Source organism: Rhodococcus sp. BH4 (assembly GCF_002079265.1).
GTDB classification, from domain to species: Bacteria; Actinomycetota; Actinomycetes; order Mycobacteriales; family Mycobacteriaceae; genus Rhodococcus_F; species Rhodococcus_F qingshengii.
This window is the reverse complement of the sequence record NZ_CP014941.1, coordinates 960,359-985,262: the sequence shown is the minus strand read 5'-3', so window position 1 is coordinate 985,262 and position 24,904 is coordinate 960,359. Positions and strand designations below refer to the sequence as shown.

The 24,904-nt window shown below is 62.6% G+C and carries 24 protein-coding genes; 3 read left to right on the top strand and 21 right to left on the bottom strand.

The window, feature by feature from the left end; all coding sequences use genetic code 11:
• Positions 1 to 60: 60 nt before the first annotated feature.
• The 12 genes from A0W34_RS04650 to A0W34_RS04595 all read right to left on the bottom strand — a co-directional run bounded on the left by A0W34_RS04650 (position 61) and on the right by A0W34_RS04595 (position 12,004).
• Positions 61 to 609, bottom strand: a complete 549-nt coding sequence (locus A0W34_RS04650; RefSeq protein WP_007734345.1) for a hypothetical protein — start codon at positions 607 to 609, stop codon at positions 61 to 63.
• Positions 606 to 1,394 (bottom strand): hypothetical protein, encoded by a 789-nt coding sequence (locus tag A0W34_RS04645; RefSeq protein ID WP_081557387.1) that lies wholly within the window; start codon positions 1,392 to 1,394, stop codon positions 606 to 608. Before A0W34_RS04645 ends, A0W34_RS04650 begins: the two co-directional genes overlap by 4 nt.
• Positions 1,394 to 2,788, bottom strand: coding sequence for an MCE family protein (locus tag A0W34_RS04640; RefSeq protein ID WP_019747002.1), 1,395 nt, complete (start codon positions 2,786 to 2,788; stop codon positions 1,394 to 1,396). Before A0W34_RS04640 ends, A0W34_RS04645 begins: the two co-directional genes overlap by 1 nt.
• Positions 2,785 to 4,032, bottom strand: a complete 1,248-nt coding sequence (locus tag A0W34_RS04635) for an MCE family protein (protein WP_007734342.1) — start codon at positions 4,030 to 4,032, stop codon at positions 2,785 to 2,787. Before A0W34_RS04635 ends, A0W34_RS04640 begins: the two co-directional genes overlap by 4 nt.
• Positions 4,032 to 5,336, bottom strand: a complete 1,305-nt coding sequence (locus A0W34_RS04630) for an MCE family protein (protein ID WP_007734341.1) — start codon at positions 5,334 to 5,336, stop codon at positions 4,032 to 4,034. The genes A0W34_RS04635 and A0W34_RS04630 overlap by 1 nt, the downstream gene beginning before the upstream one ends.
• The gene (locus tag A0W34_RS04625) at positions 5,333 to 6,391 is read right to left on the bottom strand and encodes an MCE family protein (RefSeq protein ID WP_021342936.1); all 1,059 of its coding nucleotides are present in this window, start codon (positions 6,389 to 6,391) and stop codon (positions 5,333 to 5,335) included. The genes A0W34_RS04630 and A0W34_RS04625 overlap by 4 nt, the downstream gene beginning before the upstream one ends.
• Positions 6,388 to 7,407: an MCE family protein gene (locus A0W34_RS04620; protein WP_007734337.1), complete on the bottom strand. Its 1,020-nt coding sequence runs from the start codon at positions 7,405 to 7,407 to the stop codon at positions 6,388 to 6,390. The genes A0W34_RS04625 and A0W34_RS04620 overlap by 4 nt, the downstream gene beginning before the upstream one ends.
• Complete coding sequence (locus A0W34_RS04615; protein ID WP_042449518.1) at positions 7,407 to 8,591, bottom strand: MCE family protein; 1,185 nt, start codon at positions 8,589 to 8,591, stop codon at positions 7,407 to 7,409. The genes A0W34_RS04620 and A0W34_RS04615 overlap by 1 nt, the downstream gene beginning before the upstream one ends.
• 11 nt (positions 8,592 to 8,602) lie before the next feature.
• Complete coding sequence (locus A0W34_RS04610) at positions 8,603 to 9,454, bottom strand: MlaE family ABC transporter permease (protein WP_003945759.1); 852 nt, start codon at positions 9,452 to 9,454, stop codon at positions 8,603 to 8,605.
• Positions 9,455 to 9,518: 64 nt separating this feature from the next.
• On the bottom strand, positions 9,519 to 10,283 hold the full coding sequence (locus A0W34_RS04605; protein WP_003945687.1) for an MlaE family ABC transporter permease: 765 nt from the start codon (positions 10,281 to 10,283) through the stop codon (positions 9,519 to 9,521).
• A gap of 502 nt (positions 10,284 to 10,785) precedes the next feature.
• Positions 10,786 to 11,703 carry a 3-oxoacyl-ACP reductase gene (locus A0W34_RS04600; RefSeq protein ID WP_050655759.1) on the bottom strand — a complete coding sequence of 306 codons (918 nt, stop codon included), beginning with the start codon at positions 11,701 to 11,703 and terminating at the stop codon, positions 10,786 to 10,788.
• A gap of 109 nt (positions 11,704 to 11,812) precedes the next feature.
• A complete protein-coding gene (locus A0W34_RS04595) occupies positions 11,813 to 12,004 on the bottom strand; it encodes a ferredoxin (protein WP_007734330.1) in 192 nt (63 codons plus the stop codon).
• 265 nt (positions 12,005 to 12,269) lie between these two features.
• On the opposite strand from A0W34_RS04595, the gene A0W34_RS04590 reads away from it, so the two are divergent.
• The 3 genes from A0W34_RS04590 to A0W34_RS04580 all read left to right on the top strand — a co-directional run bounded on the left by A0W34_RS04590 (position 12,270) and on the right by A0W34_RS04580 (position 16,278).
• Positions 12,270 to 13,451: an acyl-CoA dehydrogenase family protein gene (locus tag A0W34_RS04590; protein WP_003945878.1), complete on the top strand. Its 1,182-nt coding sequence runs from the start codon at positions 12,270 to 12,272 to the stop codon at positions 13,449 to 13,451.
• 12 nt (positions 13,452 to 13,463) lie between these two features.
• Positions 13,464 to 14,585 (top strand): acyl-CoA dehydrogenase family protein, encoded by a 1,122-nt coding sequence (locus A0W34_RS04585; protein ID WP_058039188.1) that lies wholly within the window; start codon positions 13,464 to 13,466, stop codon positions 14,583 to 14,585.
• Positions 14,586 to 14,646: 61 nt separating this feature from the next.
• Positions 14,647 to 16,278 (top strand): long-chain-fatty-acid--CoA ligase, encoded by a 1,632-nt coding sequence (locus A0W34_RS04580; protein ID WP_081557386.1) that lies wholly within the window; start codon positions 14,647 to 14,649, stop codon positions 16,276 to 16,278.
• A 9-nt stretch (positions 16,279 to 16,287) separates the two neighbouring features.
• Here the strand turns inward: A0W34_RS04580 and nagB are convergent, their stop codons facing one another.
• From nagB to A0W34_RS04535, 9 genes are read right to left on the bottom strand one after another with little or no spacing between them, the layout of a single operon-like run.
• On the bottom strand, positions 16,288 to 17,067 hold the full coding sequence (gene nagB / locus A0W34_RS04575) for a glucosamine-6-phosphate deaminase (protein WP_081557385.1): 780 nt from the start codon (positions 17,065 to 17,067) through the stop codon (positions 16,288 to 16,290).
• Positions 17,068 to 17,078: 11 nt separating this feature from the next.
• Positions 17,079 to 18,260: an N-acetylglucosamine-6-phosphate deacetylase gene (locus tag A0W34_RS04570; protein ID WP_042449511.1), complete on the bottom strand. Its 1,182-nt coding sequence runs from the start codon at positions 18,258 to 18,260 to the stop codon at positions 17,079 to 17,081.
• Positions 18,260 to 18,952 carry an SGNH/GDSL hydrolase family protein gene (locus A0W34_RS04565; protein ID WP_047269587.1) on the bottom strand — a complete coding sequence of 231 codons (693 nt, stop codon included), beginning with the start codon at positions 18,950 to 18,952 and terminating at the stop codon, positions 18,260 to 18,262. Before A0W34_RS04565 ends, A0W34_RS04570 begins: the two co-directional genes overlap by 1 nt.
• Complete coding sequence (locus A0W34_RS04560) at positions 18,949 to 19,656, bottom strand: N-acetylmannosamine-6-phosphate 2-epimerase (RefSeq protein ID WP_047269588.1); 708 nt, start codon at positions 19,654 to 19,656, stop codon at positions 18,949 to 18,951. The genes A0W34_RS04565 and A0W34_RS04560 overlap by 4 nt, the downstream gene beginning before the upstream one ends.
• A complete protein-coding gene (locus A0W34_RS04555) occupies positions 19,653 to 20,582 on the bottom strand; it encodes an ROK family protein (protein WP_050655753.1) in 930 nt (309 codons plus the stop codon). Before A0W34_RS04555 ends, A0W34_RS04560 begins: the two co-directional genes overlap by 4 nt.
• A 1-nt stretch (position 20,583) precedes the next feature.
• Complete coding sequence (locus A0W34_RS04550) at positions 20,584 to 21,513, bottom strand: dihydrodipicolinate synthase family protein (RefSeq protein ID WP_007734313.1); 930 nt, start codon at positions 21,511 to 21,513, stop codon at positions 20,584 to 20,586.
• A 46-nt stretch (positions 21,514 to 21,559) separates the two neighbouring features.
• Positions 21,560 to 22,618, bottom strand: a complete 1,059-nt coding sequence (locus tag A0W34_RS04545; RefSeq protein WP_081557384.1) for a Gfo/Idh/MocA family protein — start codon at positions 22,616 to 22,618, stop codon at positions 21,560 to 21,562.
• Positions 22,615 to 23,610: a Gfo/Idh/MocA family protein gene (locus tag A0W34_RS04540; protein ID WP_042449501.1), complete on the bottom strand. Its 996-nt coding sequence runs from the start codon at positions 23,608 to 23,610 to the stop codon at positions 22,615 to 22,617. The genes A0W34_RS04545 and A0W34_RS04540 overlap by 4 nt, the downstream gene beginning before the upstream one ends.
• Positions 23,607 to 24,665 (bottom strand): Gfo/Idh/MocA family protein, encoded by a 1,059-nt coding sequence (locus A0W34_RS04535; protein ID WP_042449499.1) that lies wholly within the window; start codon positions 24,663 to 24,665, stop codon positions 23,607 to 23,609. Before A0W34_RS04535 ends, A0W34_RS04540 begins: the two co-directional genes overlap by 4 nt.
• Positions 24,666 to 24,904: the final 239 nt, after the last annotated feature.

Here is a 24,904-nt window from a genome sequence, read left to right as displayed (position 1 = left end):
AGAGTGAATCTCCGCGGCCCCAGCCTCTTTCGTACCCGACTCCAGCCTTCGTGTGTTTGATCAGAAGGGTTGGACGTTGTTCACGAGCCAACGTCCGTCCTGCTTCTCCAGACTCATCTTCACGCGACTGCCACTGGCAACGGCTTCGGGCGATTCCGAAGACGTGGTGATCTGATTGAGGAACAGCATCGTCGTCGCGCTGTCCGCCTCCGCGTCGAGAACCGCGGCGCCCTGGACGACGACCTGAACGGTCAGCGACTTTTCCTTGGCTCCCGGAATGATCACCGATTCGATCAGATTGGTGAACGTGCCTTGAAAATCGCCCGTCAAACCGTCTGTGGCTGCATGCAACTGCTGGTCGACGTTGTTGTAGTCGTACTGGAACATCGCTACCGCCTGATCGGAAGAGGCCTGTGCCACTTCGTCTCTGGTCTGATCGATCGCTGCGGTGTCACGCGTTCCGTCCGGACCGAAGTAGAGATACGCCGACACTGCCGCCAACGCGATGGCCACTGCACTGATGACGCACAGGATGATGGCGAGCGGTGAGGCGCGCTTCGGCTTCGGCGAAACTTGCTTGGACGTCTCGGGGTTCACTTCTGGGGTCATGGCACAAACTCCACATTCGAGGCAAGCAACTGCCCGTCGACGTCGCACATGGTGATTCGGAGTCGGTAGTTGCGTTCGGCGGGCGCTTCGTCGCCGTTCTTCTGCATCGCGCGCACCGCGACAAGAGAAGTCCCGCAATCACCGTCCGACTTCTCGAACCCGGCTTCGAGCACCTCGCCGTCGGTTTGAACTCCGGCCTGCCCGAGGACGTTGACGAACGAATCCTTGCGTCCGTCGAACTGCGACTTGAACTCGTCGGTGGTGCCGGCGAGAAACTTGTCGAGGTCGGCAGCCGCCGTATCCGCGTGCAGTGTCGTCAGATTCAGTGCGGTGGTCCGGGCACCGGCCACGTAGCGGGCTCGGTCCTCGTCGGCATTGGACGCCTTGTTCCGGTCGACGAGAAGAAACACCGTCAAGGCCGCAAGAGCAACAGCGATCACCGAAGCAACGGCGATCCCGACTACCAACCCGGCCTTGGGCTTCGAACGAACAGGGGTGTCCACAGCAGTTTCTGCGGGGGTTTCGGCGGTACCGGTCGGCTCGGCCTTGGTCGCGACCTGATCACCGCTGACGACCTTCTCAGGTGGAGTATCGGGCTTACCCAAAGCAACTGGCGCCGCCGCCTTCTGCTCATCTGGCTTCTGCTCAGCCGACTTCTGTTCGGCCGACTTCTTTTCGGTGGGCACTACTACCGCGGCAGCGTCTGCATCCGCACCCGTGGGTCCGGCGCTGCGGGACGCGCGACGGCGCACCCGCTGCCCGGCCTGTGGATCTTCGTCTGTCATCAACCCTGCTGACCCTTCATGAACTGTTCGAGACTGACGTCGCCGCCACCGAGGTTCGGTTGCGAGTACGTCCTTCCGTCCGGCCCGATGTACGTGCCTGTAATCGGATCGTACCGACGAGCCGAGACCGAAGGCGTCGACGTGTACGAGCTCGGGGTCGCGGTAATCGGTTCCGGAGGCCCGGATTGCGGGTTCGTGCCCATCGGTACGTAGCCGGAACGGCACTGTTCGACCGTCGGCGCACGACGTCCCGGATACTCCTCGCAGGGAAGGTTTCTCGCGCCGCGCACGGCGATCGGCGAATCCTGGGCAACCTGACAGAAGAGATCCGACGGCGTCTCGATCGGTGATTCGTCCTTCGGACTGCGCCACTGCTCTGCGGGCAGGAATCCTGTAGTGCACGGCGGCGGGTCGTTGACCTCCATGTGGAAGTCCACCAGTGCACCATCCGCAGCCGGGCCGGAGCCTGCCACCGTGACCAGCGCTGCGGCCAGCGGCGGGTAGATGACCAGAATCTGCTCGATCGCGTTGTTGTAGATCACGCCGACCTGTCCGACGGACACGAGGTTCGCCAGAAGAATCGGCAATGTCGGCTGCATGTCTTGCAGAAGAGCATTCGCCTCCGCCGCTGCCGCCGGCCCCTTCTGGATGACGGCACGCAGATCAGGGTCGCTGGCTCGGAGCTGATCGGTGAACGTCACCAGATTGCTTGTCCAGGAACGGATGGCATCGCTGCTGACCACCTGGGTGTCCAGGAGTGGACCGGCCTGCTCGATCAGGGTCTTGGTCGCGTCGGAGTTGTTGTTCGCCTCCTCGACGAACAGCCGAGCCGAGTCGATCAGCTTCTGCAGATCCGGGCCGGCACCGTTGAACGCCTTGAAGGATTCGTCGATGACAGTCTTGAGCTTGGTGTCGGAAATGCTCTGCAGCAACAGATCTGCCTGATCGAGCATCGCGCCGACATCCTGCGGAATGCTGGTTCGGTCTTCGGGAATCACCGATCCGTTTTCCAGATGCCCGTCGACCACGATCGCTCCGGAGCTGTCGGTGTGCGGAATCAGATCGACGAACTGCTCGCCGATCGCCGACACACTCTTGACCGCAGCGTCGACGTCCGAGGGCACCTTGACGCCGCTCTCGAGAGACAGACGCGCATTCACGCCCGTTTCCGACAACTCCACCGCGTTCACGACGCCGATGGTCTGACCGCGGTAGGTGACGTTCGAGTTCTTGTACAGCCCACCGGTGGCGGGCAATTCGACGGTGACGTCGTATCGGCCGATACCGACCATAGCGGGAACACGCACGTACTGAGTGGCCATCACGATCAAACCGACGACCGTCAAGACGGCGAAGATGGTGAGCTGGATACGGACGAACTTTGTGAGCATCATGGTGCCGGTGCCCCCTGAGGAAGTCCTGGAATGTTGATCGGCGGAAGTCCCGGAATCTGAATGGTATTCGGATCCGCTGCCGGGGCCTGCGCAGCGGGAGCCTGTCCGGCGGGAGCTTGTGCCGGCGGTGCGGCAGGCTTGAGCGGATCGCTCAACGGGTTGCCTGTCTGTCCGGCGAGCCCCGCCTGCTTACCCAACACGCCTTCTGGTCCGGAGAGTGTTCCGGCCAACGGAGTTCCGGTGAGGAAGTTCGCGTCGAGTCGGGGCAGCGAGATGTCGATGGTCATCGCCAGGTTGGCATAGTCACCGCGGATGACGTTGTCGATTCCGTTCTGTGGGAACGGGAACGTCAAGAGGACTCCGAGAACCTGAGTGAGAGCGTTACCCGAATCCGCCAAGGCCTTCAGAGTCGGCGAAAGAGCCCGAACGTTGGTCGCGAAATCGTCGCCGCTCTCCTGGATGACGCGACTGGCCACCTCGCTGAGACCACCGAGGGAGGTCAACGCGTTGGTGATGTCCTGACGCTGAGCGACAAGAATCTCGAGTGCCGGCGGAATACCTTCGAGCGCTTTGTTCAAGGTGTCGTGCTGTGCCTGGACGGTCGAGGACAGTCGATCGAGTCCTTCCATCGCCGAAACGATGTCGCCTCGTTGCTTGTCCAGACTTCCGACCAGCTGATCGAGCTGAGGCAGGAGGTCTCGAACGGAATCTTCACGCCCACCGAGAGCGGCGTTGAGTTCCTTCGTGATGTCCTGAACCTGAGCGAGACCGCCGCCGTTGAGAACAACCGACAGCGACGACAGCGTCTGTTCCGTCGTCGGGTAAGCGCCCGCTCGCTCGATCGGAATCAGGTCACCGGCTTCGAGTCGGCCCTCGGGCTCTTCTCCAACCGGCGGCGCCAACTCGATGTGCTGAGAGCCGAGCAAGCTGGTCTGACCGATTTTTGCCGTCGCGTTGGCCGGCAACTGAACCTCGGGATTCAGCGACACCGTCACCAGAGCGTGCCAGCCTTGAACCTCGATGTTCGAAACGCTTCCCACTGCCACGTCATCCACCCGGACGGGCGAATTCTGCGACAGCGTAGTCACGTTCGGCATCTCGATCTGAACCTCGTATGCGCCTTCGCCCCGGCCTTGAGTGCCTGGCATCGGCACCGAGTTGAGACCGTTCCATTCACAACCGCTGGCGCCGAGAGCCACTGCCGTGGCCAACACCGCAACCGTGGTCTTGCGAGCTACCCGCATCAGTTCCCTCCGCCCATGTTGAAGAGTTCGGCGAGATCCTTGGGAACACTCGTCATGGGAGCACCCGACATCGGTCCTGCGACGGTTTCCGGCTGATTCTGACTTGCCGCTTCCAATCCCGGTTCGGTGTAGACGATCTGATCCGGGAAAGCCTGCACGCCCGCGACCGGGTTGAACAGGAATCCGGGGTAGTTGCCGATCATCGTGCTGAGCACCGGCCCGAGGTACTGCTTACACAGGTCGGCACTGTTCTGGGAGTTACCACTCTCGATACCTTCGATGGAACCACAGATCCACTGGATCGGATTCTTGAAGTTACTCAGTGCAATTGCGCCGGTCATACTGCCCTGAGCCGGCTTGTAGATCTGATAGAAGTTGGCAAGCGACGTCGGTCCGGAGTGCAGAACCTGCTCGATCTCCGGGCGCTTGTCAGTCAGTACCTGAGTGGCATCGGCGAGACGCGCAACCGATTCGCTCAGTCCCTCGCTGTTGTCCTTGACGAACCGCTGGACGTCGCCGACGGCCAGGTCGAGATCACTGAGGGCGGTACCCAACTCGTCGGAGCTGCTTGCGAGAACGCTTGTCACCGAAGCGAGGTGACCGCTGAACTGCACGATCTGCTCGTTACTCGAGGACAACGCAGTGACAAATGCCTGCAGGTTCCGAATGGTGGAGAACAAATCGGTCCGGCCTTCGGACAGCGTGTGCATCGTGGCCGAGAGTTCGCGCAGCGTCGACCGAATCGACTCACCGTTACCGTCGAGGTTCGTTCCCACGGTGTCGATGAATCGACCGAGGGAACCCTGATCGTCCAGACCCTCCGGTCCGAGTGCGTCCGACAGTTTGGTCAGTTCGGTCTTGATCTCGTCCCACTCCACCGGAACGGCGGTGCGCTCGATCGGGATCTCGCCGCCGTTGGGCATCTGTTCCCCGCCGGAGTACACGGGGGTCAATTGCACGAAGCGTGCGGACACGAGGCTTTGAGCAACGATGAGCGCCTTGGCATCTGCCGGAACGTCGACGCTCGAATCGATCTTCATCTCGACGTAGGTGTCCCGATCACGCGGTTCGATCTTGGTCACCTTGCCGACGTTGACACCGAGCACTCGCACGACATCGCCCTCGTAGAGACCGGTGGTCGAGACGAAGTGCGCGGAGATCTTGGTCTTGCCCAGGCCTGGGATGAAGAGGTAGGCCGCACCGGCGACGAGCAGCGCGACCAGCACACCCGCTCCGATCAGCACCCACTTCTTGCGTGGGTTGGTGGAGCCCTGTGGATCCTGTGAAGTCATGGTCTCGGTCATTCTCCCGGCCCCCTGATCGTCGGTGGAATACCGGGGAAGAAGTCTTCCAGGTCGCCCGGAACCTGCTCGGGCGCGACGCTGGTGTCCACCAGGGTCTTCCACCAGTTGCTCGGCAGAATGTTGATGATGAAGGCGTCGAAGAACGGGCCGCTGGCCACGGTCTCACCGAGCGCAGTGATGTACGGTCCGAGTCCGTCGAGCGCTCCCGCGATGTTGTCCTTGTTCTGCTGGAGAACCTCGGCGACCGAATTCAGCTTCTCGAGGGTCGGCCCCATCTGGGCCTCGTTCTCCTGCACCAGCGCTGACAGTTGACGTGAGACTGCGCCGGTGTTGACGATCAGTTCGCTGATCGCGTCACGCCGCAAGCTCAGTTCGGCAAACAACTTGTTGCCGTCGACCAGCAACGAATCGATCTGACCGCTTCTGTCGGAAAGGATCTTGGTGACATCTTCGGCGCGCGAGAGCAATTGGAGCAGGCTCTCGTCGCGTGAGTTGATGCTCTGCGAAAGCCGCGTCATTCCGTCCAATGCGGTGCGAAGTTCTGGCGGAGTATCGGCCAGGGTGTCCGAGATCGCGTTGAGCGAATCGTTGATCTGTTCCGTGTCGAGTTCGGACACCGTTGTCCCGAGGTCACCCAGAGCGTCGTTGAGCGAGTACGGGGAGTTGGTGCGCTCGATAGGAATCGGCGTGTCCGTCCGCAGCAGTCCGGATCCTTCCGGCCGCACCGCTAAAGACTTTCGGCCGAGAACCGTGTTGGTCTTGATATCGGCCGCTGTCTGCTCGCCCAGGGCGACGCCGTCCTGAACGGTGAAGGTGACCAGTACCTTCTGGTCGTCGAGTTCGACGTCGCTGACCTTGCCGACATTCACGCCGGCCATGGTCACGTTGTCGCCGGCGACCAAGCCGCCGGCATCTTGGAAGTACGCCGAGTAGCGAATGCCGCCGTTGATGAATTGGAGTTGATCGTATTGAAGCGTGGCACCGACGGTTGCCACCGCCAGGACGAGACCTATGACACCGATCTGTACCGGATTACGTTCACGGGTAGGGGTCATGAGACTTTTGCGCACCTTCCCGTGTCCTGGACTGCCGTGGGCAAGATGATCGTCGTTCCGTCAGGTCCGGAGAACTTGAAAGTGTTGGCGCACAGATAGAACTGGAAGAACGCTCCGTACGTGCCCACTCGGATCAGCTTCCGGTAGTCGGACGGCAGACGATCGAGAGCGGTGTTGATGTCGTCCTTGCCCAGGTCCAGCTGCGTCATCGTTCGGTTGGTCTCCCCGATCAGCGTCTGGATGTCCGGACGTGTCGCCTGCAGCAACGACGCGAGATCTCCCGTGGCACCGGCGATCTCGGTGATCGAATTACCGATCGGGCCACTGTCCTTCGCCAATCCACTGACCAACTGCTGGAGCTGATCGATCGTGGTGGAGAACTGATCGCCCTTGTCGTTGATGGTGCCGAGTACATCGTTGAGATTGGTGATGACGTCCCCGATCAGCTGGTCTCGGTCCGCCAACGTGCTGGTGAACGAACTGGTGTTTCCCAGCAACGAAACCAGCGTTCCGCCCTGGCCCTGGAGTACCTGCAGCAGGGCCCCGGAGAGGTCGTTGACCTGCTGCGGGTCGAGCGAACGAAGCAGCGGCTTGAATCCGCCGAGCAGCAGATCCAGATCGAGAGCGGGCGACGTCTGATCGACCGGAATGGATCCTCCCGACGGAAGCGTCTCGGTGGAACCGGCGCCCTCGAGCAGTTCCATGTAGCGATCGCCCACCAGGTTCTCGTAGCGCACAGTCGCTTTGGTGCTCTTCATCAGCGAGTACTTGGTGTCGACGTCGAACTCGACCTCGGCCTGGTTGGAGTCACCGATGGACACTCCGGTGACCGACCCGACCGGAACACCGGCGATGCGGACCTTGTCGCCGGACTTGAGTCCCGAGACGTCCGAGAAGGTGGCGTGAAATCCGTTGCTGCTGCTGAAGCGCACCTGACTGAAGACGATCGCCAGTCCGGCGAAGATGACCGCCATGACGACGGTGAAAATCAGCAGCTTGACCGTGGTCGGTCTCATCACTTCCCGTCTTCCTGCTCGTAGGAGTCACCGAAGAGATACTGGAAAATGGTCGGCACGGTAACGCGCAGTTCGGTGTTGGGAACGAAGGGCACGTTGCCGGTGTTGGTGACTGCGAACGGTGCATGCCCGTCGACCTTCGGATCGAATTCGGGCAGACCATAACAATTGGGTCCGCCGGAGGCCGCGACCTTGGGGAGAGATTGCGGATTCTGGTACGCCTCGGCGCCGTACATGAAGCTCGCACTCAGCATCAGCGCCGCTTTGTCCCCGGTGCCTGCCAGTGGCTCGAACTTGATCCGGCCGTCGTTCAACCCGACGATGAAGCACGTCAGACCCGACGAGTACTTGTCGAGCAGGGTCGTCGTCGCGGTCAGAGTGTCGAGGGCGGTGGTCAGGTTCTGCTCGTTGTCGGTCAACAACGCGTTGCCGGTGTCCGCGAGGCCGGTGACGTTGAGCAACAGCAAGTCGAGGTTTGCCTGCTCGGCCACGATCGATCCGCTTGTCGCGGTGGCATTGTCGAGAATGCGCATCAGATCCGGTGCCACGTCGGCGTACAGATTGGTGACATCGGCGGCGCCGACCAAGTCTTCCTGGAGCTGCGGCAGAACCGGATTCATCTTCTTCAGATAGGTGTCACCGAGCTCGAGAACCTCACCCAGCGACTCGCCGCGCCCGTTGAGTGCGGTGGAGATCGCGCCGAGTGTGGCGTTGAGCTTTTCCGGTTCGATCTTCGCAAGTACGTCCGAAAGATGTTCGAAGACACTGTTGAACTCGACGGTGACGCTGTCCGAAGCGATGACAGCACCCTCCTGGATCGGCTGGGTCGACGGATCGTCGGGGATCACGATGTTGACGTACTTCGCACCGAACACCGTGGTGGTCTTGATCTCCACCCGGGCATTCGACGGAATCTTCGACATCTGGCCCGGGTCCATCGCCAACTTCAGGTTTGCCTGGTCCCCGTCGAGGGAGATCGATTCGACGCGGCCGACCTGCACTCCACGCAACTTCACCTTGGCATTGGGTTCCATGACGAGGCCGGCACGCGTGGACGTCACGGTGATGGGCGTGCTCTTGGTGAACCCACCCGAGAACATGGTGAGAGCAACGGCGACGATCGCCACGAGTCCGAGGACCAGGCCGGCTGCGGCCAACTTCTTGTGCCATCTGGGTACGGTCATCGCTTGCCCGCCTATCCCGACAGGTTGAAGTTGCCGGACCCGCCGTAGATGGCGAGTGAGATGAGCAGGGTGACCGTGACGACCGCGATCAACGAGGCGCGCACTGCGTTACCCACCGCGACACCGACGCCGACCGGGCCACCGGTTGCGTTGAATCCGTAGTAGGTGTGGATGAGCATGACGGCCAGCGCCATGACTATCGCCTGGGCGAACGACCACAGTATGTCCGTGGGTATCAGGAAGGTCGTGAAGTAGTGGTCGTACACGCCGCCGGACTGGTTGTAGAGGAACACCGTCGCAAAGCGGCTGGCGACGAACGACGCGATCACCGCCAGTGAGTACAGCGGGATGATCGCGATCATGCCGGCCATGACGCGGGTGCTGACCAGATACGGAATCGACGGGATCGCCATCGTCTCCAGCGCGTCGATCTCTTCGGAGACGCGCATCGCACCGAGCTGCGCGGTGGAGCCGGCGCCGATGGTCGCGGCGAGGCCGATTCCGGCGATGACCGGCGCTGCGATGCGAACGTTGATGAAGGCGGCGAAGAAGCCCGTCAGTGCTTCGACGCCGATGTTGCCCAGCGAGCTGTAGCCCTGAACGGCGATGGTGCCACCGGTGAACAGTGTCAGGAATCCGACGATCACGACGGTGCCACCGATGACGGCGAGCGCACCGGTGCCCATGCTGATCTCGGCGATCAGTCGCAGAGTTTCACGTGGATAGCGCATCAGCGCCTTGGGAGCGTGACCGAGAGCCTTCGCGAAGAACAGCGCTTGATCACCGATGCTGTCGATACTGCGAGAGATCGAACCGATCTGTCGACGTGTGCGCGGGAAGCGTCCCGCTGCGGCCAACGCCATCAGATCTCCTCCCGTCTGTCGTTTGTCGTTCTGTCCACTTCGATCTCTCCGACTGCCGTGGGCCTCATCCGGCCGTCAACTTGATACCGATGGTCGTGATGAGCACGTTGACGACGAAGAGCGCCATGAACGCGAACACGACGGTCTGGTTGACCGCGTCACCGACGCTCTTGGCGCCGCCTTTGACGTTGAGTCCGAGGTAGGCCGCAACCAGGCCGGCGATCATGCCGAACAGCCCTGCTTTGACCATGGAGAGCATGAGCTCACCGAATCCGGTGAGCAGTGTGATGCCGTTGACGAACGCGCCGGGGTTCACGTCCTGGATGAACACGGAGAAGACGAAACCGCCGAGGATGCCGATGGTGCAGACCAGTCCGTTGAGGAGCAGCGCCACACCTGTCGACGCGAGCACTCGGGGAACGACCAACCGGTGGATGGGATTGATCCCGAGCACCTTCATGGCGTCGATCTCTTCGCGGATGGTTCGGGCCGAAAGATCCGCGCAGATGGCGGTTGCGCCGGCGCCGGCGACGATCAGCACGGTGACGATGGGGCCGACCTGCGTGACGGTGCCGAGGGCAGCTCCGGCACCACTGAGGTCGGCTGCACCGATCTCGCGCAAGAGAATGTTGATGGTGAAGCTGACCAGCACAGTGAACGGGATTGCGACCAGCACCGTCGGCACCATCGAGACTCGGGCCACGAACCAGGCCTGATCGATGAACTCTTGCCGCTGGAAAGGGCGGGAGAAGACTGCCCTCAAGGTTTGGGCGGACATCTGAAAGAAGCCACCGACCGCTCGTAATGGCACCTCGACGAGGTCTACCATTCGCCCTCCTCGTCCTTGGTTGCCGCAGTACTGTCTGTTCTCATAGTCCAGCCCCCGACAGCTTGTGACTCAGGTCATATTAACTAGAACGTGTTCACCTGTCAAAAACAAGTGTCCAACTCTAAGGAGTAGCCTCACGGCGCCGATCCGAAACCGGAAGATCGGAGACATGGGAAGCATCCCTTTTCGATGCGATTTTCGCCGAAATATCCTGGAAATTAATACTTTTGAATGATCGGCGCCTTTCGGCGCCAGGTTCGAAATTCAGCCATGCGAGAGCCTTGACTGGGCACGCCGATCGAATATCGCATCGTTCACAGGAATGCAAAATTGGAACACAGTCCAGTTTTTTCGAGACCGTTGGTCTCGTTACAGAACGCAGGCAAACTGCCGCGCCCACCGACTCGTGAACACGCTATTTCTACCAGGAAGTGGACACGTAGACCGTCTGAGTGTGAACAACGGTTCTACGTGTCGCGCACCCGAGAATCAGACCCGTCGATCAGCCCAACACGCGCAGGGCCGCCGATGCCGAGAACATCTTTGCCGGGTCACGGTCAGCGAAGTAGTCACCCATCACCGCGGACAGCGTTTCCGGCGACCAAGAATCTCCCTCGGCGTCGAACCGCTGCTCGACGACGGGCGCCGCCATCAGCGCAACCATCGGTCCGTACACCACGAATACCTGACCGTTGACGGCGTCGGCCGCCGGTGACGCCAGGTACGAGACGAGCGATGCCACATGCTCGGGCGAGAGCGGATCGATGCCGTCGGCCGGCGCGTCACCGAACACACCTTCGGTCATCGACGTCCGTGCCCGCGGGCAGATCGCGTTGGCCCGAACGCCGTAGCGCGAGAGCCCACGTGCGGCCGACAACGTCAGCGCCGTGATTCCGGCTTTTGCAGCGCCGTAGTTGGGCTGCCCTTCCGGTCCGAGGAGACCCGCCTCCGAAGAAGTGTTGACGATGCGCCCGTACACCGGCGCCCCGGCTTCCTTGGATTTCGCCCGCCAGTAGGCAGCGGCGTTGCGGCACAGGAGGAAATGGCCGCGAAGATGAACTTCGAGTACCAGATCCCAGTCTTCGTCGGACATGTTGAACAGCATCCGGTCGCGTACGACGCCGGCATTGTTGACGACAATATCGACACTGCCGAACTGCCCCTGCGCTGCTTCCATCAGAGCGTCGGCGGTAGAACGCTCACCGACGTTGCCTGCCACGAATTCGACCTTGGCGCCGAGACCACGGATTTCCTCGAGCGTCGCTTCGACGGCCTCGTTCGGGGCCAGATCGTTGACGACCAACGACGCACCGGCCTTCGCCAGACCGATGGCCTCGAACTTTCCAAGCCCCGATCCGGCACCGGTCACGATGGCGACCTTGCCTTCGAGACTGGTTTCTGGGCTGTTCACAGCATTCATCGAAGCGCTCTCCCGGTTCTCTGCGGTCGTGTGTCGAGTTACCCGGCTCGATTGCCGTGACCCACGAGTTCGCAACTTTAGAACGTGTTCTTGTTTTGGGCAACCATCGTCACGGATGTTCGGTCAGTGCCGCACGCGGGCACTGAGCGATCGCGGAACGGACATCCTCCCAGCGATCCTCCGGTGGGCGCACAGAACTGATCACGAGCTCCTCGTTGTCGTCGAGGTCGAAAATATCGGGCGCGATCCCGACGCACACACCGTTTGCCTCGCAACGGTCCAGATCAACCCTGACCTCCATGGCGATTCCTCTTCTCTACTCACAACTGCTCACACGAACACGGATACGAAACGAGTGCCGCAGGGCTGTGCCGCACGCCGTTCCTGGCGATAACACTAGAACCTGTTTCAGTCGTGTGCAATGATTCGAAAAAGTACCGAGAACGGACGTCGAACGATCCGCCGGAGACGGCGAGAGCGTCCCTTGTCGCCGATGTACGCATCGATAGAACCTGTGTCAATCGAATGGTTGACGCTTTGATTCGTATCTCTATGGAGAGGTAACCATGCACATCACCTACACCCCTGAGCAGCAACAGCTCCAGGAGGAGTTGCGTGCCTACTTCGCACAACTGATGACTCCCGAGCGGCGTGAAGCACTCGCTGCCACGACGGGTGAGTACGGCGAAGGCAATGTGTACCGCGAAGTCGTCGCGCAGATGGGCCAGGACGGCTGGCTCACGCTGGGTTGGCCGAAAGAGTACGGCGGACAGGAACGCTCCGCGATGGACCAGCTGATCTTCACCGACGAAGCTGCCATTGCCGGTGCGCCCGTGCCGTTCCTGACGATCAATTCCGTAGCGCCGACAATCATGCATTTCGGGACGGACGAGCAGAAGGCCTTCTTCCTGCCCAAGATCTCCCGCGGTGAGCTCCACTTCGCGATCGGTTACTCCGAGCCCGAGGCCGGCACCGACCTGGCGTCTCTGCGCACGTCGGCCGTCCGTGACGGTGACGATTACGTCATCAACGGGCAGAAGATGTGGACGAGCCTGATCCAGTACGCCGACTACGTGTGGTTGGCGTGCCGCACCGATCCGGAAGCCAAGAAGCACAAGGGAATCAGCATGCTGATCGTCCCGACCACCGCAGAAGGCTTCTCCTACACCCCGGTTCACACCATGGCCGGCCCCGACACCAGCGCCACTTACTACCAGGACGTACGGGTCCCGGCGTCGTCGATAGTCGGCCAGGAACACGGCGGCTGGGCACTGATCACCAATCAGCTCAACCACGAGCGTGTTGCCCTCACCTCGGCCGGACCGATTCTGACCGCGCAGCGTGAGGTCCGCGAGTGGGCACAGAACACCAAGCTGCCCGACGGCCGACGCATGATCGACCAGGAATGGGTGCAGATCAATCTGGCTCGCGTGCATGCCAAGGCCGAGTACCTGAAGTTGATGAACTGGGAAATCGCCTCCGCAACCGATCACGCTCCCGGCCCCGAAGCTGCGTCGGCCAACAAGGTGTTCGGTACCGAATTCGCCACCGAGGCTTACCGCTTGCTGATGGAGATCCTCGGATCCTCCGCCACGATCAGGCAGAACTCCCCCGGCGCTCTTCTGCGCGGCCGCATCGAACGTATGCATCGTTCTTCGCTGATCCTGACGTTCGGCGGCGGTACCAACGAAGTGCAACGCGACATCATCGGAATGACAGCTCTGCGGCTTCCCGCATCGAAGCGATAAGGACCCACGATCATGGAATTCACCCTTACCGAGGCCCAGCAGGACCTGTCCGGCCTGACACGATCCGTAGTCACCGAACTGGTCACCAACGATCGCCTTCGTGAACTCGACGCCGCGGAAGACCGCTTCGACGCCATCTTGTGGAATGCGCTGGCTTCGGCCGGCGTCCTCGGTGCGGCCCTTCCGGAATCGGTGGGCGGCGACGGATTCGGTGTCCTCGAGCAGTGCAGCATCCTGGCCGAACTTGGCCGCGGCGTCGCAGCTGTTCCGTTCCTGACGTCCATCGTCGGGTCCGCCGCAGCGATAGCCGAATTCGGCTCGGACAAGCAGCGCGACGACTGGGCAAGCGCTGCCGCTGCCGGTGAGAAGATACTCACCGCGGCCCTCGCCGAGGAATACAACGACGACCCGGCGCACCCGATCACGCGTGCCGAGAAGACCGCCGAAGGTTGGCGCATCGACGGAGCCAAGATCACCGTCGACAGTGCACCGCTCGCAGATCTGTTCCTCGTCCCCGCCATCACCGAGGACGGCGTCGCGGTCTTCCTCGTCGAACCGTCGGACGCGGGCGTGAGCATTACCAGGCAATCGACCACAGATTTCTCGAGCGCGGGTCTCGTCGAATTCGATTCGGTGCAGATTCCGGCCGACCGTGTTCTCGGCTCGGTTGCCCAGGGATCGGACATCGCGGCGTGGATCGTCGAGCGAATTCAGCTCGGTTCGACCGCCTACCAGTACGGAGTGCTCGATCAAGCGTTGAAGCTGACCGCCGAATATGCCACCGAGCGTGTGCAGTTCGGTCGACCGATCGGTAGTTTCCAGGCCGTGGCCCAGCGCCTCGCAGACGGATACATCGACGTCAAGGGTGTTCGTCTGACTCTGTGGGCTGCCGCGTGGCGTCTGAGCGAAGGACTTCCTTCCGACGGCGCTGTACAGACGGCCAAGTTCTGGGCTGCAGATGCGGGACACCGTGTCGGGCACACTGCGGTTCACGTTCACGGCGGTGTCGGTCTGGACGAGGACCATCCGGTTCACCGCTACTTCCTCGCGGCCAAGCATCACGAGTTCCTGCTCGGCAACGCAACGGATCAGCTTCGCGCGCTCGGCAAGGTACTTGCCGCAGTCCCTGCCTGAGTGCGTCCCACCGAGTGGAAATCCATGACCTGGTCCGAGACGAATCGATGATGATGCAGCTATGAGTCAGAGCCCCACTGTTTCCGATCTACTCCTCGGAGTCAGCGAGATCGACGACCGCGGTATCCGTTTCGAGGACCAGGTCATCACCTGGCGCGAGCACGTTCAAGGCTCGTTCGATCGAGCAGCGCTGCTGGACACGCTGCTCGATCGAACGCGCCCCAGGCATTTCGGACTTCTGATGGAGAACGTCCCCGAGTTCTCGCTACTGCTCGGAGCGGCATCGTTCTCGGGTTCGGTCGCCGCCGGGCTGAACACGACCAGGCGCGGCCCGGCATTGGCGCGAGACATTGCGCTCTCCGACTGCCAGGTCATCTTCACCGAGAACAACCAGGCACATCTACTCGACGACGTCGATCTCGGCGACGTCCGGGTGATCAACGTGGATTCTCCGGCCTGGGCGGAATTGTTGGCGCCCTTCGCCGATACGCCGGCCTACGCGTCGACGGCGCAGCCCGACGATCTGTTGATGCTCATCTTCACTTCCGGAACCAGCGGTGATCCCAAAGCGGTTCGGTGCACGCACCACAAGTTGGCCTCTCCCGGGGTCATGCTTGCCGATCGTTTCGGGCTCGGCGCCGACGACGTCGTCTACATGGCGATGCCCATGTTCCATTCCAACGCGATGATGGCGGCGTGGACGGTCGCGCTGCACGCTCGTGCGGGAATTGCCATGCGACGCAAGTTCTCCGCTTCGGGTTTTCTACCCGACGTTCGCAAGTACGGAATCACGTACTCCAACTACGTCGGAAAGCCGTTGTCCTTCATCGCTTCCACCCCCGAGGTGCCGAACGAGCGGGACAACACCTTGAAGATCATGTACGGCAACGAGGGTTCGGCGCCCGCCGTCGCCACCTTCGTCCGGCGCTTCGACGCTCGCGTCATCGACGGGTTCGGTTCCACCGAGGGCGGCATTTCGATCTCCGCGGCACCGGTTCCCCGGCCAGGCGCCCTCGGACTGCTCCCGGACGGCGTCAAGATCCTCGATCCCGAGACCGGAGCGCCATGCCCGCCTGCAGTCTTCGATGCCGACGGCCGGATCACCAATGCCGACGAGGCAACTGGTGAACTGGTCAATGTCACCGGCCCAGGCACGTTCGCCGGGTACTACAAGAATCCGGAAGCCGACGCCGAGCGAATGCGCAACGGCCAGTACTGGAGTGGCGATCTGGCGTACACCGACGTCGACGGTTACGTCTACTTCGCGGGACGCAGTTCCGGTTGGCTGCGAGTGGACGGCGAGAACATCGGTGCCGCACCCATCGAACGCTCCCTGGTCGGTTACCCGGGCTTCGCGCAGGTGTCCGTGTACGCAGTCCCCGACAGCGACGTCGGCGACCGCGTCATGGCGTCGGTGATTCCGGTCGGCGATGTCGACAACTTCGATCCGGTAGCCGTCGCCGAATACATCGATTCCCGGCCGGAACTCGGGCCGAAGCAGAAGCCGACCTTGATCCGAGTGTGCAGTGAGTTCCCGAGAACGGCGACGTTCAAGGTGGTCACTCGAACGCAGAGCGCCGAACGCTGGAACACCTCCGATCCGGTGTGGATCCGACGGCGTGGAGAATCCGACTTCCAATTACTCACTCCCGAAATGGCACTCGGACTCGAGAAGACGCGAGAGCCCGTCTAGCCCGAATTCTCAGTAGTGCTGAGCAAGCGGTTTGTGCGCCGACACCGTCTTGTAGAACTCGGTGAGCCGAAGCTGTGACGCCGCTGCCTCGTCGATCACCACTGTCGCGTGTGGATGCAGTTGGAGGACCGATGCCGGGCACACCGCGGCCAGCGGCCCCTCGACGGCAGCGGCAATCGCAGCGGCCTTGTGCTCGCCGGTCGCGATCATCACCAGATGCTTTGCTTCGCAGATAGTTCCGAGGCCCTGGGTGATCACATGCCGTGGTACGTCGCCCGGACTCTCGAAGAACCGGGCGTTGTCGGTTCGAGTCTGTTCCGTCAGCGTCTTGACCCTGGTCCTCGAATTCAGTGAGGACGTCGGTTCGTTGAAACCGATATGACCGTTGCCGCCGATGCCCAGAAGTTGAACGTCCACCGGACCATTCGACGCAATCGCCCGGTCGTAGGCCGCCGCGGCGGCAAATGGATCCGGCGCGGTTCCGTCGGGGCTGAATACCCTTGCCGCGTCCAGGTCCAGGTGATTCACCAGCTCGGTGCGGATCACCTGGGCATACGACTCCGGATGGCCTTCCGGCAGGCCGACGTATTCGTCCAACAGGAACGCCTGCACGCCGGCAAAACTCAACCCTTCCTCGCGGTGACGGCGCGCGAGTTCGCGGTACACCGAGAGCGGTGAAGATCCTGTCGCCAGGCCCAAAGTCCGTGCACCTGAATGCACCGCGTGTTCGAAGATGTCGGCAACAACGGTGCCGGCCGCCTCCGCACTGTCGACAATGACAATTTCCATCGGTTGATTCCTCAGCTTTCGGTGTAGTTCATGAGCCAGTTCCCAGCGGCCATGACGGCGCGGGTTTCGAGTTCTGGACCGGTGACGATCAGATCGGCCCGGCAACCCGGCACGAGATCGCCGACTATTCCGGCCAGCCCCATCAGCGCAGCAGGCGTTGCCGTCGCTGCGATGACAGCCGAAAGCAGATCGACGCCCGCGTGATTGACGGCTCTGCGGACAATGTCCATCAACCGACTCGTCCCGCCGGCAATGGCCGTGTCCCCCTGGCCGGCCAGCCGCGCCACGCCACCGACCACGTCGACGTCGAGAGGTCCGAGTGGGTAGCGCCCGTCGGGCATTCCCGCCGCAGCCATCGCGTCGGAGACCAACGCGATCTGATGCGGACCGACCAGATCGAACACCGTCGCCACCGTCTCGTCGGCGAGATGTACTCCGTCCCCGATCAACTCGACCACCATCTGTCCTTTCGCGGCCGCGGCAAGACACGCCGCCACTGCGCCGGGAGCGCGATGATGCATCGGAGCCATACCGTTGAACAGGTGAGTGGCACTGAGCGGTGCATGCGCCGAGTGTGCGATCGAACGTGTCGCAATCGGGTTGGACGCATCGGTGTGTCCGATACTCACGACGGCCCGGTGACGCTCCAGCAATGAGGCAAGTTCGCCGAAGTGTGCTGTCTCCGGAGCGATCGTCATCGAGCGGATGTGCCCGCGGCCGGCTTCGAGCAGCGACTCGAGCAGAGCCGGGTCGCCGTCGAGAATGCTGTCGGGATCCTGGGCGCCACAACGGAGTACCGACAGGAATGGACCTTCCAGGTGAATTCCGGCCAGCGTGCCCTCGTCCACCAGTCCTGCCAGGAGCTCGATGCGACTGCGCAGGATCTGCGGCGGCGCGGAGACGAGCGAGCCGATCACCGAGGTCGTGCCGTTCGTCCGGTGGTGATCGGCAGCCACGGTGGATCCGAACTCGTCTGCCTCGGGGAAACCGAATCCGCCGGCGCCGTGGCAGTGAACGTCCACCAACCCCGGGATGATCGTTGTCCCCGCAGCTGCCCGTTCGGGTAACGGGTCGGTTCGCTGCGACGCGGGCCCGGCCCACACCACACGATCACCGGAAATCTCGACGACACCGTCCGGAAGCAGTTGCCCACCGGTCACCAGTTGTCCACGAAGAATTTGTCTACGATGCATCACGACATCACCTGCGGTACAACGGGAACTTCGGTATCCGCGATCGACAACTCACGGAGCACGGCGTCCGCGAGCACGTAGTGCCCTTGTTCGTTCGGATGGAATGCGTCAGCCAGGAGAGCCGGCGGTGGGCCCTCGGGAGAATGGGCCGTCCACTGCGCGTAGTGGTCGACGAACACCACGCGCGTCGAGGCGGCAACCTGCCGCACGACCTCGACGTACTGAACCAATCCCGCTCTGGTGGGCGCATTCTCGACGTCGATCGGTGGCGGCGTCTGCAGGATCGGCACCGCACCGATCGCTCGTGTCCGGAAGATCGTGTCCAAGAGGTCGTCTCGAAACCGCTCCAGTCCTTCTTCGCCATCCAATGCGTCATTCGTACCGAGCATGATCAACACCACCGAGGGTTCGAACACCTCGATGCGGTGTGCGAAACCCGCACGCACATCGGAGGATCGATTGCCGCTCACCCCGGTGTTGACAAGGACGTGGTTGAACAAGGAAAGCTCACCACGGATGCGCTCGGCGCAGTGTTCGACGTAACTTCGATGACCGTCGGTGTGCGTCAATCCCTGAGTGATGCTGTCGCCGGTGAAGACCCACCGTATCGGCGTCGAGGAGTCTACGAGCAAAGTCTCCAGTCGAATCCGTTCAGCAGTCCTGGACTTCAAACCCTTCGACGTCGGGGTCACACCCTCTGCCTTCCGGCGCCCGATACTGCGGCTGCAAATTTCGACGTGATGAACGCCGGATCCGTGATTGCGGTTCCGACAACCACCGAGTCTGCACCCAGGGCGATGGCGCGTGCCGCATCCTCCGGGCTGTGGTACCGCCCCTCGGCGATGAGGACTGCATCTGGAAGTGCCTGCCGCAGTTCCGAGATCAGCTCCAGGTCCGGGCCGGCCAGCCGTCGGCTGTTCTCGGTATATCCCGCCAGTGTGCTGGAGATGACGTCGGCGCCCGCCGCGGCGGCAGCGATGCCGTCCTCGAGTGTTCCACAGTCGGCCATGACGAGGCCGCCGCGATCATGGACCGCGTCGACGGTGTCGGCAAAGGTCAGCCCGTCCGGACGAGGCCGCAGCGTGGCGTCGGCAGCCACGATCTGCGCACCCGAATCCACGACTTCGAGGGCTGATTCCCTTGTCGGCGTGATGAACACGCCTTCCGAGCCGATCTTCGTCAAACCGATCACCGGTACCTTCACTGCCGACACGACTGCGGCGACATCCGGGGTTCCGCCCACACCGCCGCAGCGGATCGCCACTGCTCCGCCGTCGACCGCGGCGCGGGCCATCCTCTCGATGGTGCCGGTGTCGCGCAGGGCATGGCCGTGTCCGGCCTGACAGGACACGATCAGCTTCCCGCTGATGATCGTGAGCAATTCTTCGACAGTCACGGTGTTACCTCGATTCGTGTTGCGGCGGCCAGGAGCGCAGCGCCGACGAGCGGCGCGTCGGTGCCCAAACGGGCAGGAAGAATGGCGGTTTCGGCAATGGGGCCCATCGCTTCCACCCGGAAAGCGGACGTCAGCGGAGACAGGAGGTCGGTTCCGATCTGGGCTGCGCCGCCGCCGATGACGATCACCTCGGGATCGAATGCAGTGGCGATGCCGGCCAGGACGCGGCCCAGCAGAGTACCTGCGTCGGAGACCACGGCACGGGCGATCGGATCGCCCGAGTGCATGAGCGCCACCACTGCCTGTAACGGTTGAGTGGGCACACCCGCCCGCGCTGCGTACTCGGCTGCCATCGCCGGGCCAGACGCGACTGCCTCGAGGTGATCGGTTCTGCCGCAACCGCAACCTATCGCCCCGGAGACCGGAACCAACAGATGCGCGAGTTCGCCGGCTGTTCCGTGGGCACCGTGGTACAGCTGACCGCCCACGGTCAACGCGCCACCGATTCCGGTACCGATCGAGACGAACAGTGCAGAGGTTCGACCGCGTCCGGCGCCGATCATGTTCTCGCCGTGGGCCATCGCGCGCACGTCGTTGTCCACCGTCACCGGTAGGCCTGAGTGTGCCTCGAGTTCTCCGCGAACCTCGGCGCCACTCCATCCGGACAGAATGTCGGAGGCGAAGACGACGCGGCCACGCACCCGATCGATGATTCCCGGTGCACCGACTCCGATTCCGGCTACCGTGTGATTCGCCCTCAGACGGTCGATCAACGCGGTAGCGGTCCCGAGAACGGCTTCCCTACCCGCCGTCGGTGTTGCCGCACGAACGGTGTCGATCACGTCTCCGTCGGACGTCACGACCGCGGCAGCCACTTTGGTGCCGCCGATGTCGATACCGATCCATCGCTTCTGCCCAGATGTCATGTCAGAGGAGCCCGGCCTGTTCCAGAACGACCTTGATCGTTGCGGTCTCGGACTCGTCGAGCGAGAGCATCGGCGCGCACATCGTGTTGCCGGTGATGACGCCGCGCAGGGCCAGAGCCGTCTTGAACGCGCCAAGACCCGCGGCACCGGCACTGACGCGACCCGGTGTCGGCGCCTCGACGATGGAGAACAGATCGGTGAGTCGATCCTGCTCGGCCTTCGCTGCGGCCCAGTCTCCTGCCTGCGCAGCGCGCCACAGTCGTACGTAGCCGTGCGGGTCCACGTTGGCCAGGCCGGGCACTGCGCCCGAAGCACCCATCAGCAGGCATCCGTCGACGACTACCTCGTGCCCGGTGAAGACGGCGAAGTTTTCGAGCCCGGCCGACTGACGGAGCAACATACGGAAACTGACGTCGTCGCCGCTCGAATCCTTCACGCCGGCGATGACTCCCTCGCGACCGAGCTCGACCAGCATTGCCGGGCTGAGCTTGCTGTGGACACGAACCGGGACGTCGTAGGCGAACAACGGAAGATCCACTGCGGCGTGGATGGAGCGGAAATGCGTTGCCGTCTCGGCTGCATCGGTGATCGCGTAGAACGGCGCCGTCGCGACGATGGCATCCGCGCCCGCTTCACGCGCCTGCTCGGCAACGGCGATGACCCGGTTGGTGGTCATGTCGTTCACTCCGACGAGGACCGGTACCTGGCCGCCGACGTGACCGATGGCCGTCTGCACCACCTGGGCGCGCTGAGCGTCGGTGAGGTAACCGACCTCACCCGAGGAACCGAGGACGAACAAGCCGTCGACTCCGGCTTCGATCTGCAGTGAGAGCAGGCGTTCGAGCGACGTGGTGTCGACCTCGCCCTCGAGCGTCAGTGGTGTGACGATCGGCGGGACGATTCCGCTGAAGGTGGTGGTTTCCGTGCTCATGGGGTCTCCATATGTTGGTTGTCGGATTGAGTTGTGGGTGCGGCTGTCAGAGAGAAACGGAGACCGGCTGACCGCTCGACGCGGACAGATAGACAGCATCGATCACGCGCATCGACGCTCGGGCGTCTGCCACGGTGTAGTCGGGTTCGGTCCGTGTGGGAAGTCGATCGAGCACGTGAGAGAGAAAGCTCGACACCGCGTTGTCGGAACCGAAGCCGCCGATGGGTAGTGCGGTCACGTCTCCCGAGGCGACGAAGTGGGTCACGGCAGGTTTGTCGTCGTCGGAACTCGCGTATCCGTGGGAGCCGAGGACCCGAACCGTCGCGGTATTCGCGCCGAAACCCGGTGCTGCGGGGATTCTTCCGACGGTCACCGTCGCGGTGACTCCGTTTTCCAGGGCGAGCGAGATCAACGCCGTGTCTTCGACGCCGAACTGCTGGTGGGCCCCGCCGTACAGTGTGCTCGTCTCGGCGTACACCTCGGTGACGTCCAGGCCGGTGAGGTATCTGAGGTAGTCGGCGGCGTAACCGGCGAAGTTCACTACTTCTCCCCCGCCGGAAAGCGCGGGATCCACCACCAGTTCGGGACGCTCGACGGACGTCGCGAAATGTGTTCCGCTTGCGAGGAACTCGATGTCCACGTGGCGCGGCAGTCCGAGATTTCCGGCGTCGATCCAGCGGCGCAGTCGCCGGAGCGCAGGTGAATGAGTGCGGTTCACCACCGTACAGATTCGCCCGTTCGACCGTGCCGCTTCCTCGACCGCCGCGGCCTCCGACTCGTCGATACCCACCGGCTTGTCCACCAGGACGTCGAGTCCCGCGTTCAGTGCGGAAATCGCAAGCCGTGCATGCCTGGTCGGCTCACTGCAGATGATCGCCAGGTCTATCCGTTCGGGGTCGAGCAGCTCGCCGAGTTCGTCGATCCACTCGATGTCTGCGGCCTTTGCCATCGCGATTCCGTCCTCACGAATCCAATCGGGGACCGAGGATTCGTCGGAGGCCCCGACCAGGCTCACTCGAGGATCGGAACGCAACAGGTCTGCATAGGAGCCGGCATGCCTGACGCCGCTGACAAATCCGACGCGGATCGAAGCGGTGCCGGTCATTGGTGTTCTCCGATCGAGATCGCGCGGCCGGTGTCGAGTGATTGCTGTGCAGCGATGGCCGTAGCGAGAGCTGCACGCACCTGCCAGTTCTCGACTATCGGGGTCGCTGAACCGTCGAGAGTGGCGATCCAGTGGCGCATCTGATGCGACATCGCGTCCTCGATCGACGACGGCGGCGCGTTGGTCGTGTCCGTCATCAGTCCCGGGTCGTCGCCGGTGTCGTGCGCGAGCGTGCCGGAAGTCCCCGACACCACGATCCGGCGTACCATCTTTCCCGATTGTGGTAGCGCGTAGGCCAATTCGATGAGAGCCAGCGATCCGTCCTCGAAGCGAACGGTCAGATGGAAGCTGTCGTGCACGGGCATTCCCGCCGCGAAGGTGGGGAAACTACGAGCGAACACACGGGTCGGACGACGACCGATCAGCCACGTCACCAGATCGAGTGCGTGGGTTCCGTTGTGAACGGGGTGACCACCCGAACGTTCCTTGTCGTGTTGCCAGCCTCGCCAGCCCCCTGGCCAGACATGGCCGGTGTACCAACTGAGATGGATCAACCGGGGGTCGCCGATGGCACCTTGTGCAACCGAGTTTCCGATCGAGGTGATCGACGGCTGGAATCGTACGGTCTGTCCGACCATCAGTGAGGTGCCGCCACCTTCGGTGGCCTCGACCATGGCGTCGAAGTCCGCGACTGTCAGCGCGGCCGGCTTCTCCACGTGCACATGCTTTCCCGCGCGGCCCGCGGCTATCGTCACGGGTGCGTGGTCGGGAGTGGCCCCGACGACGTTGACCGCCTGCACGCTCGGGTCGGCGAGAATCTTCGCCAGATCGGTACTGGCCTTCGCGCCCGGCGCCAACGCCGCAACCGATGCGGCCCGGTCCAAGTCACTGCCGAATACGTAGGCGACTTCGACCGACGGGATGCGCGCCAAGGCGCTGACGTGGTCCCGCGCGATTCCGCCGCTACCGATGACGGCTACACGCACCGTCACTTGGCACTTCCCGAGAGCGCTGCCGGTTCGCCGCCACCGAGTCGCACCTGTTCGGCGACGACGAGTGCGCGTTCACGTGCGTACGTCAACGGCGAGTCGGGATCAGCCTTGCCGTCGAGAACTGCTGCCATCTCGTCGATTTCGTGACGAATCGCAGCCTGCATCCACAGCGAGGATCCTCCGTTGCCCGAGTTGTACTTCTGCGTCCTGCTCGCAGCGTCGATCAACGATTGGTTCTCGGCGTCGACGTCGAAGATCGGCCACGACTCTACGACCTGTCCCCCGCGCAGTCGGCTGACCCGGCCGGTGTGGAAGTCCGCGTGGACCGAACCTTCGGTGGCATCGACGGTCAGCTGCCACGACGAAGTGTGTGACCGCGTCGAAATGGTGTGTCTGCCGATCGCGCCGCCGGCGAACGACACCACTGTGTTGCGGAAGCCGTCGTCCGCGGTGGCGATGCTCGACACGGCAGTCACCTCGCCGCCGAGCCAGCACATCAGGTCCAGTTCGTGAATCTCGTGAGTCAGTTCTCCACCCGTTCGGCTCTTGTCGAGCTTCCACCACTGTGGATCTGCGCCGTCGGTGTCGATCCAGCGTGAGCGAGACGTTTCGATCGCAGCGACCTCGCCGAGCTCCCCCGACGCCAGCAGGTCCGCCAGACGTCGTACACCCGGCATCATCCGCATGATGTGCCCGACCATCAACGGCGAACCGCTCGCGTCGGCGCTCGCGATCATGTTCTGCGCATCGACCAGTTCGACGGCGAGTGGCTTCTCGACAAAAACTGCCTTGCCGTGTTCGAGCGCCGCGATGGCAGGTTCGGCGTGCGCGTGATTGGGCGTCGCGACGACAACGAGGGCCAACTCCGGGTGAGCGGCCACCGCGTCGTGATCGTCTGTCGGGGTTGCCGAGAACTCTGCGGCGACGTCCTTGGCCCGCTCGAAGTCACGGTCGCACAGCATCGTCAGTTCGAAACGTGGATGGGCAGCCAGCTCGCGAGCGAGGGAACTACCGAAGAATCCGCAACCGACCACACCGACTTTGTATCGGGTCATGAAGTCTCCAAAGATTGGATGAGGGATGTCCTATGTTATACGGCCAGCCTCATCGCTCGTCAATTCGACGCCGGTAACACAGTCTTCATCTATGCAGGTGAGTGCACTATTTTTGGCTCGAATCCGGCAAAACGTCGAAGTTCGGCGCCGCCAGTTCCGAAGATTCTCTAGACGCTTTCTGATCCACAATGTAAGTTACGCAACATCGGACGTCGAACATAGGACATCCCCTATCCACT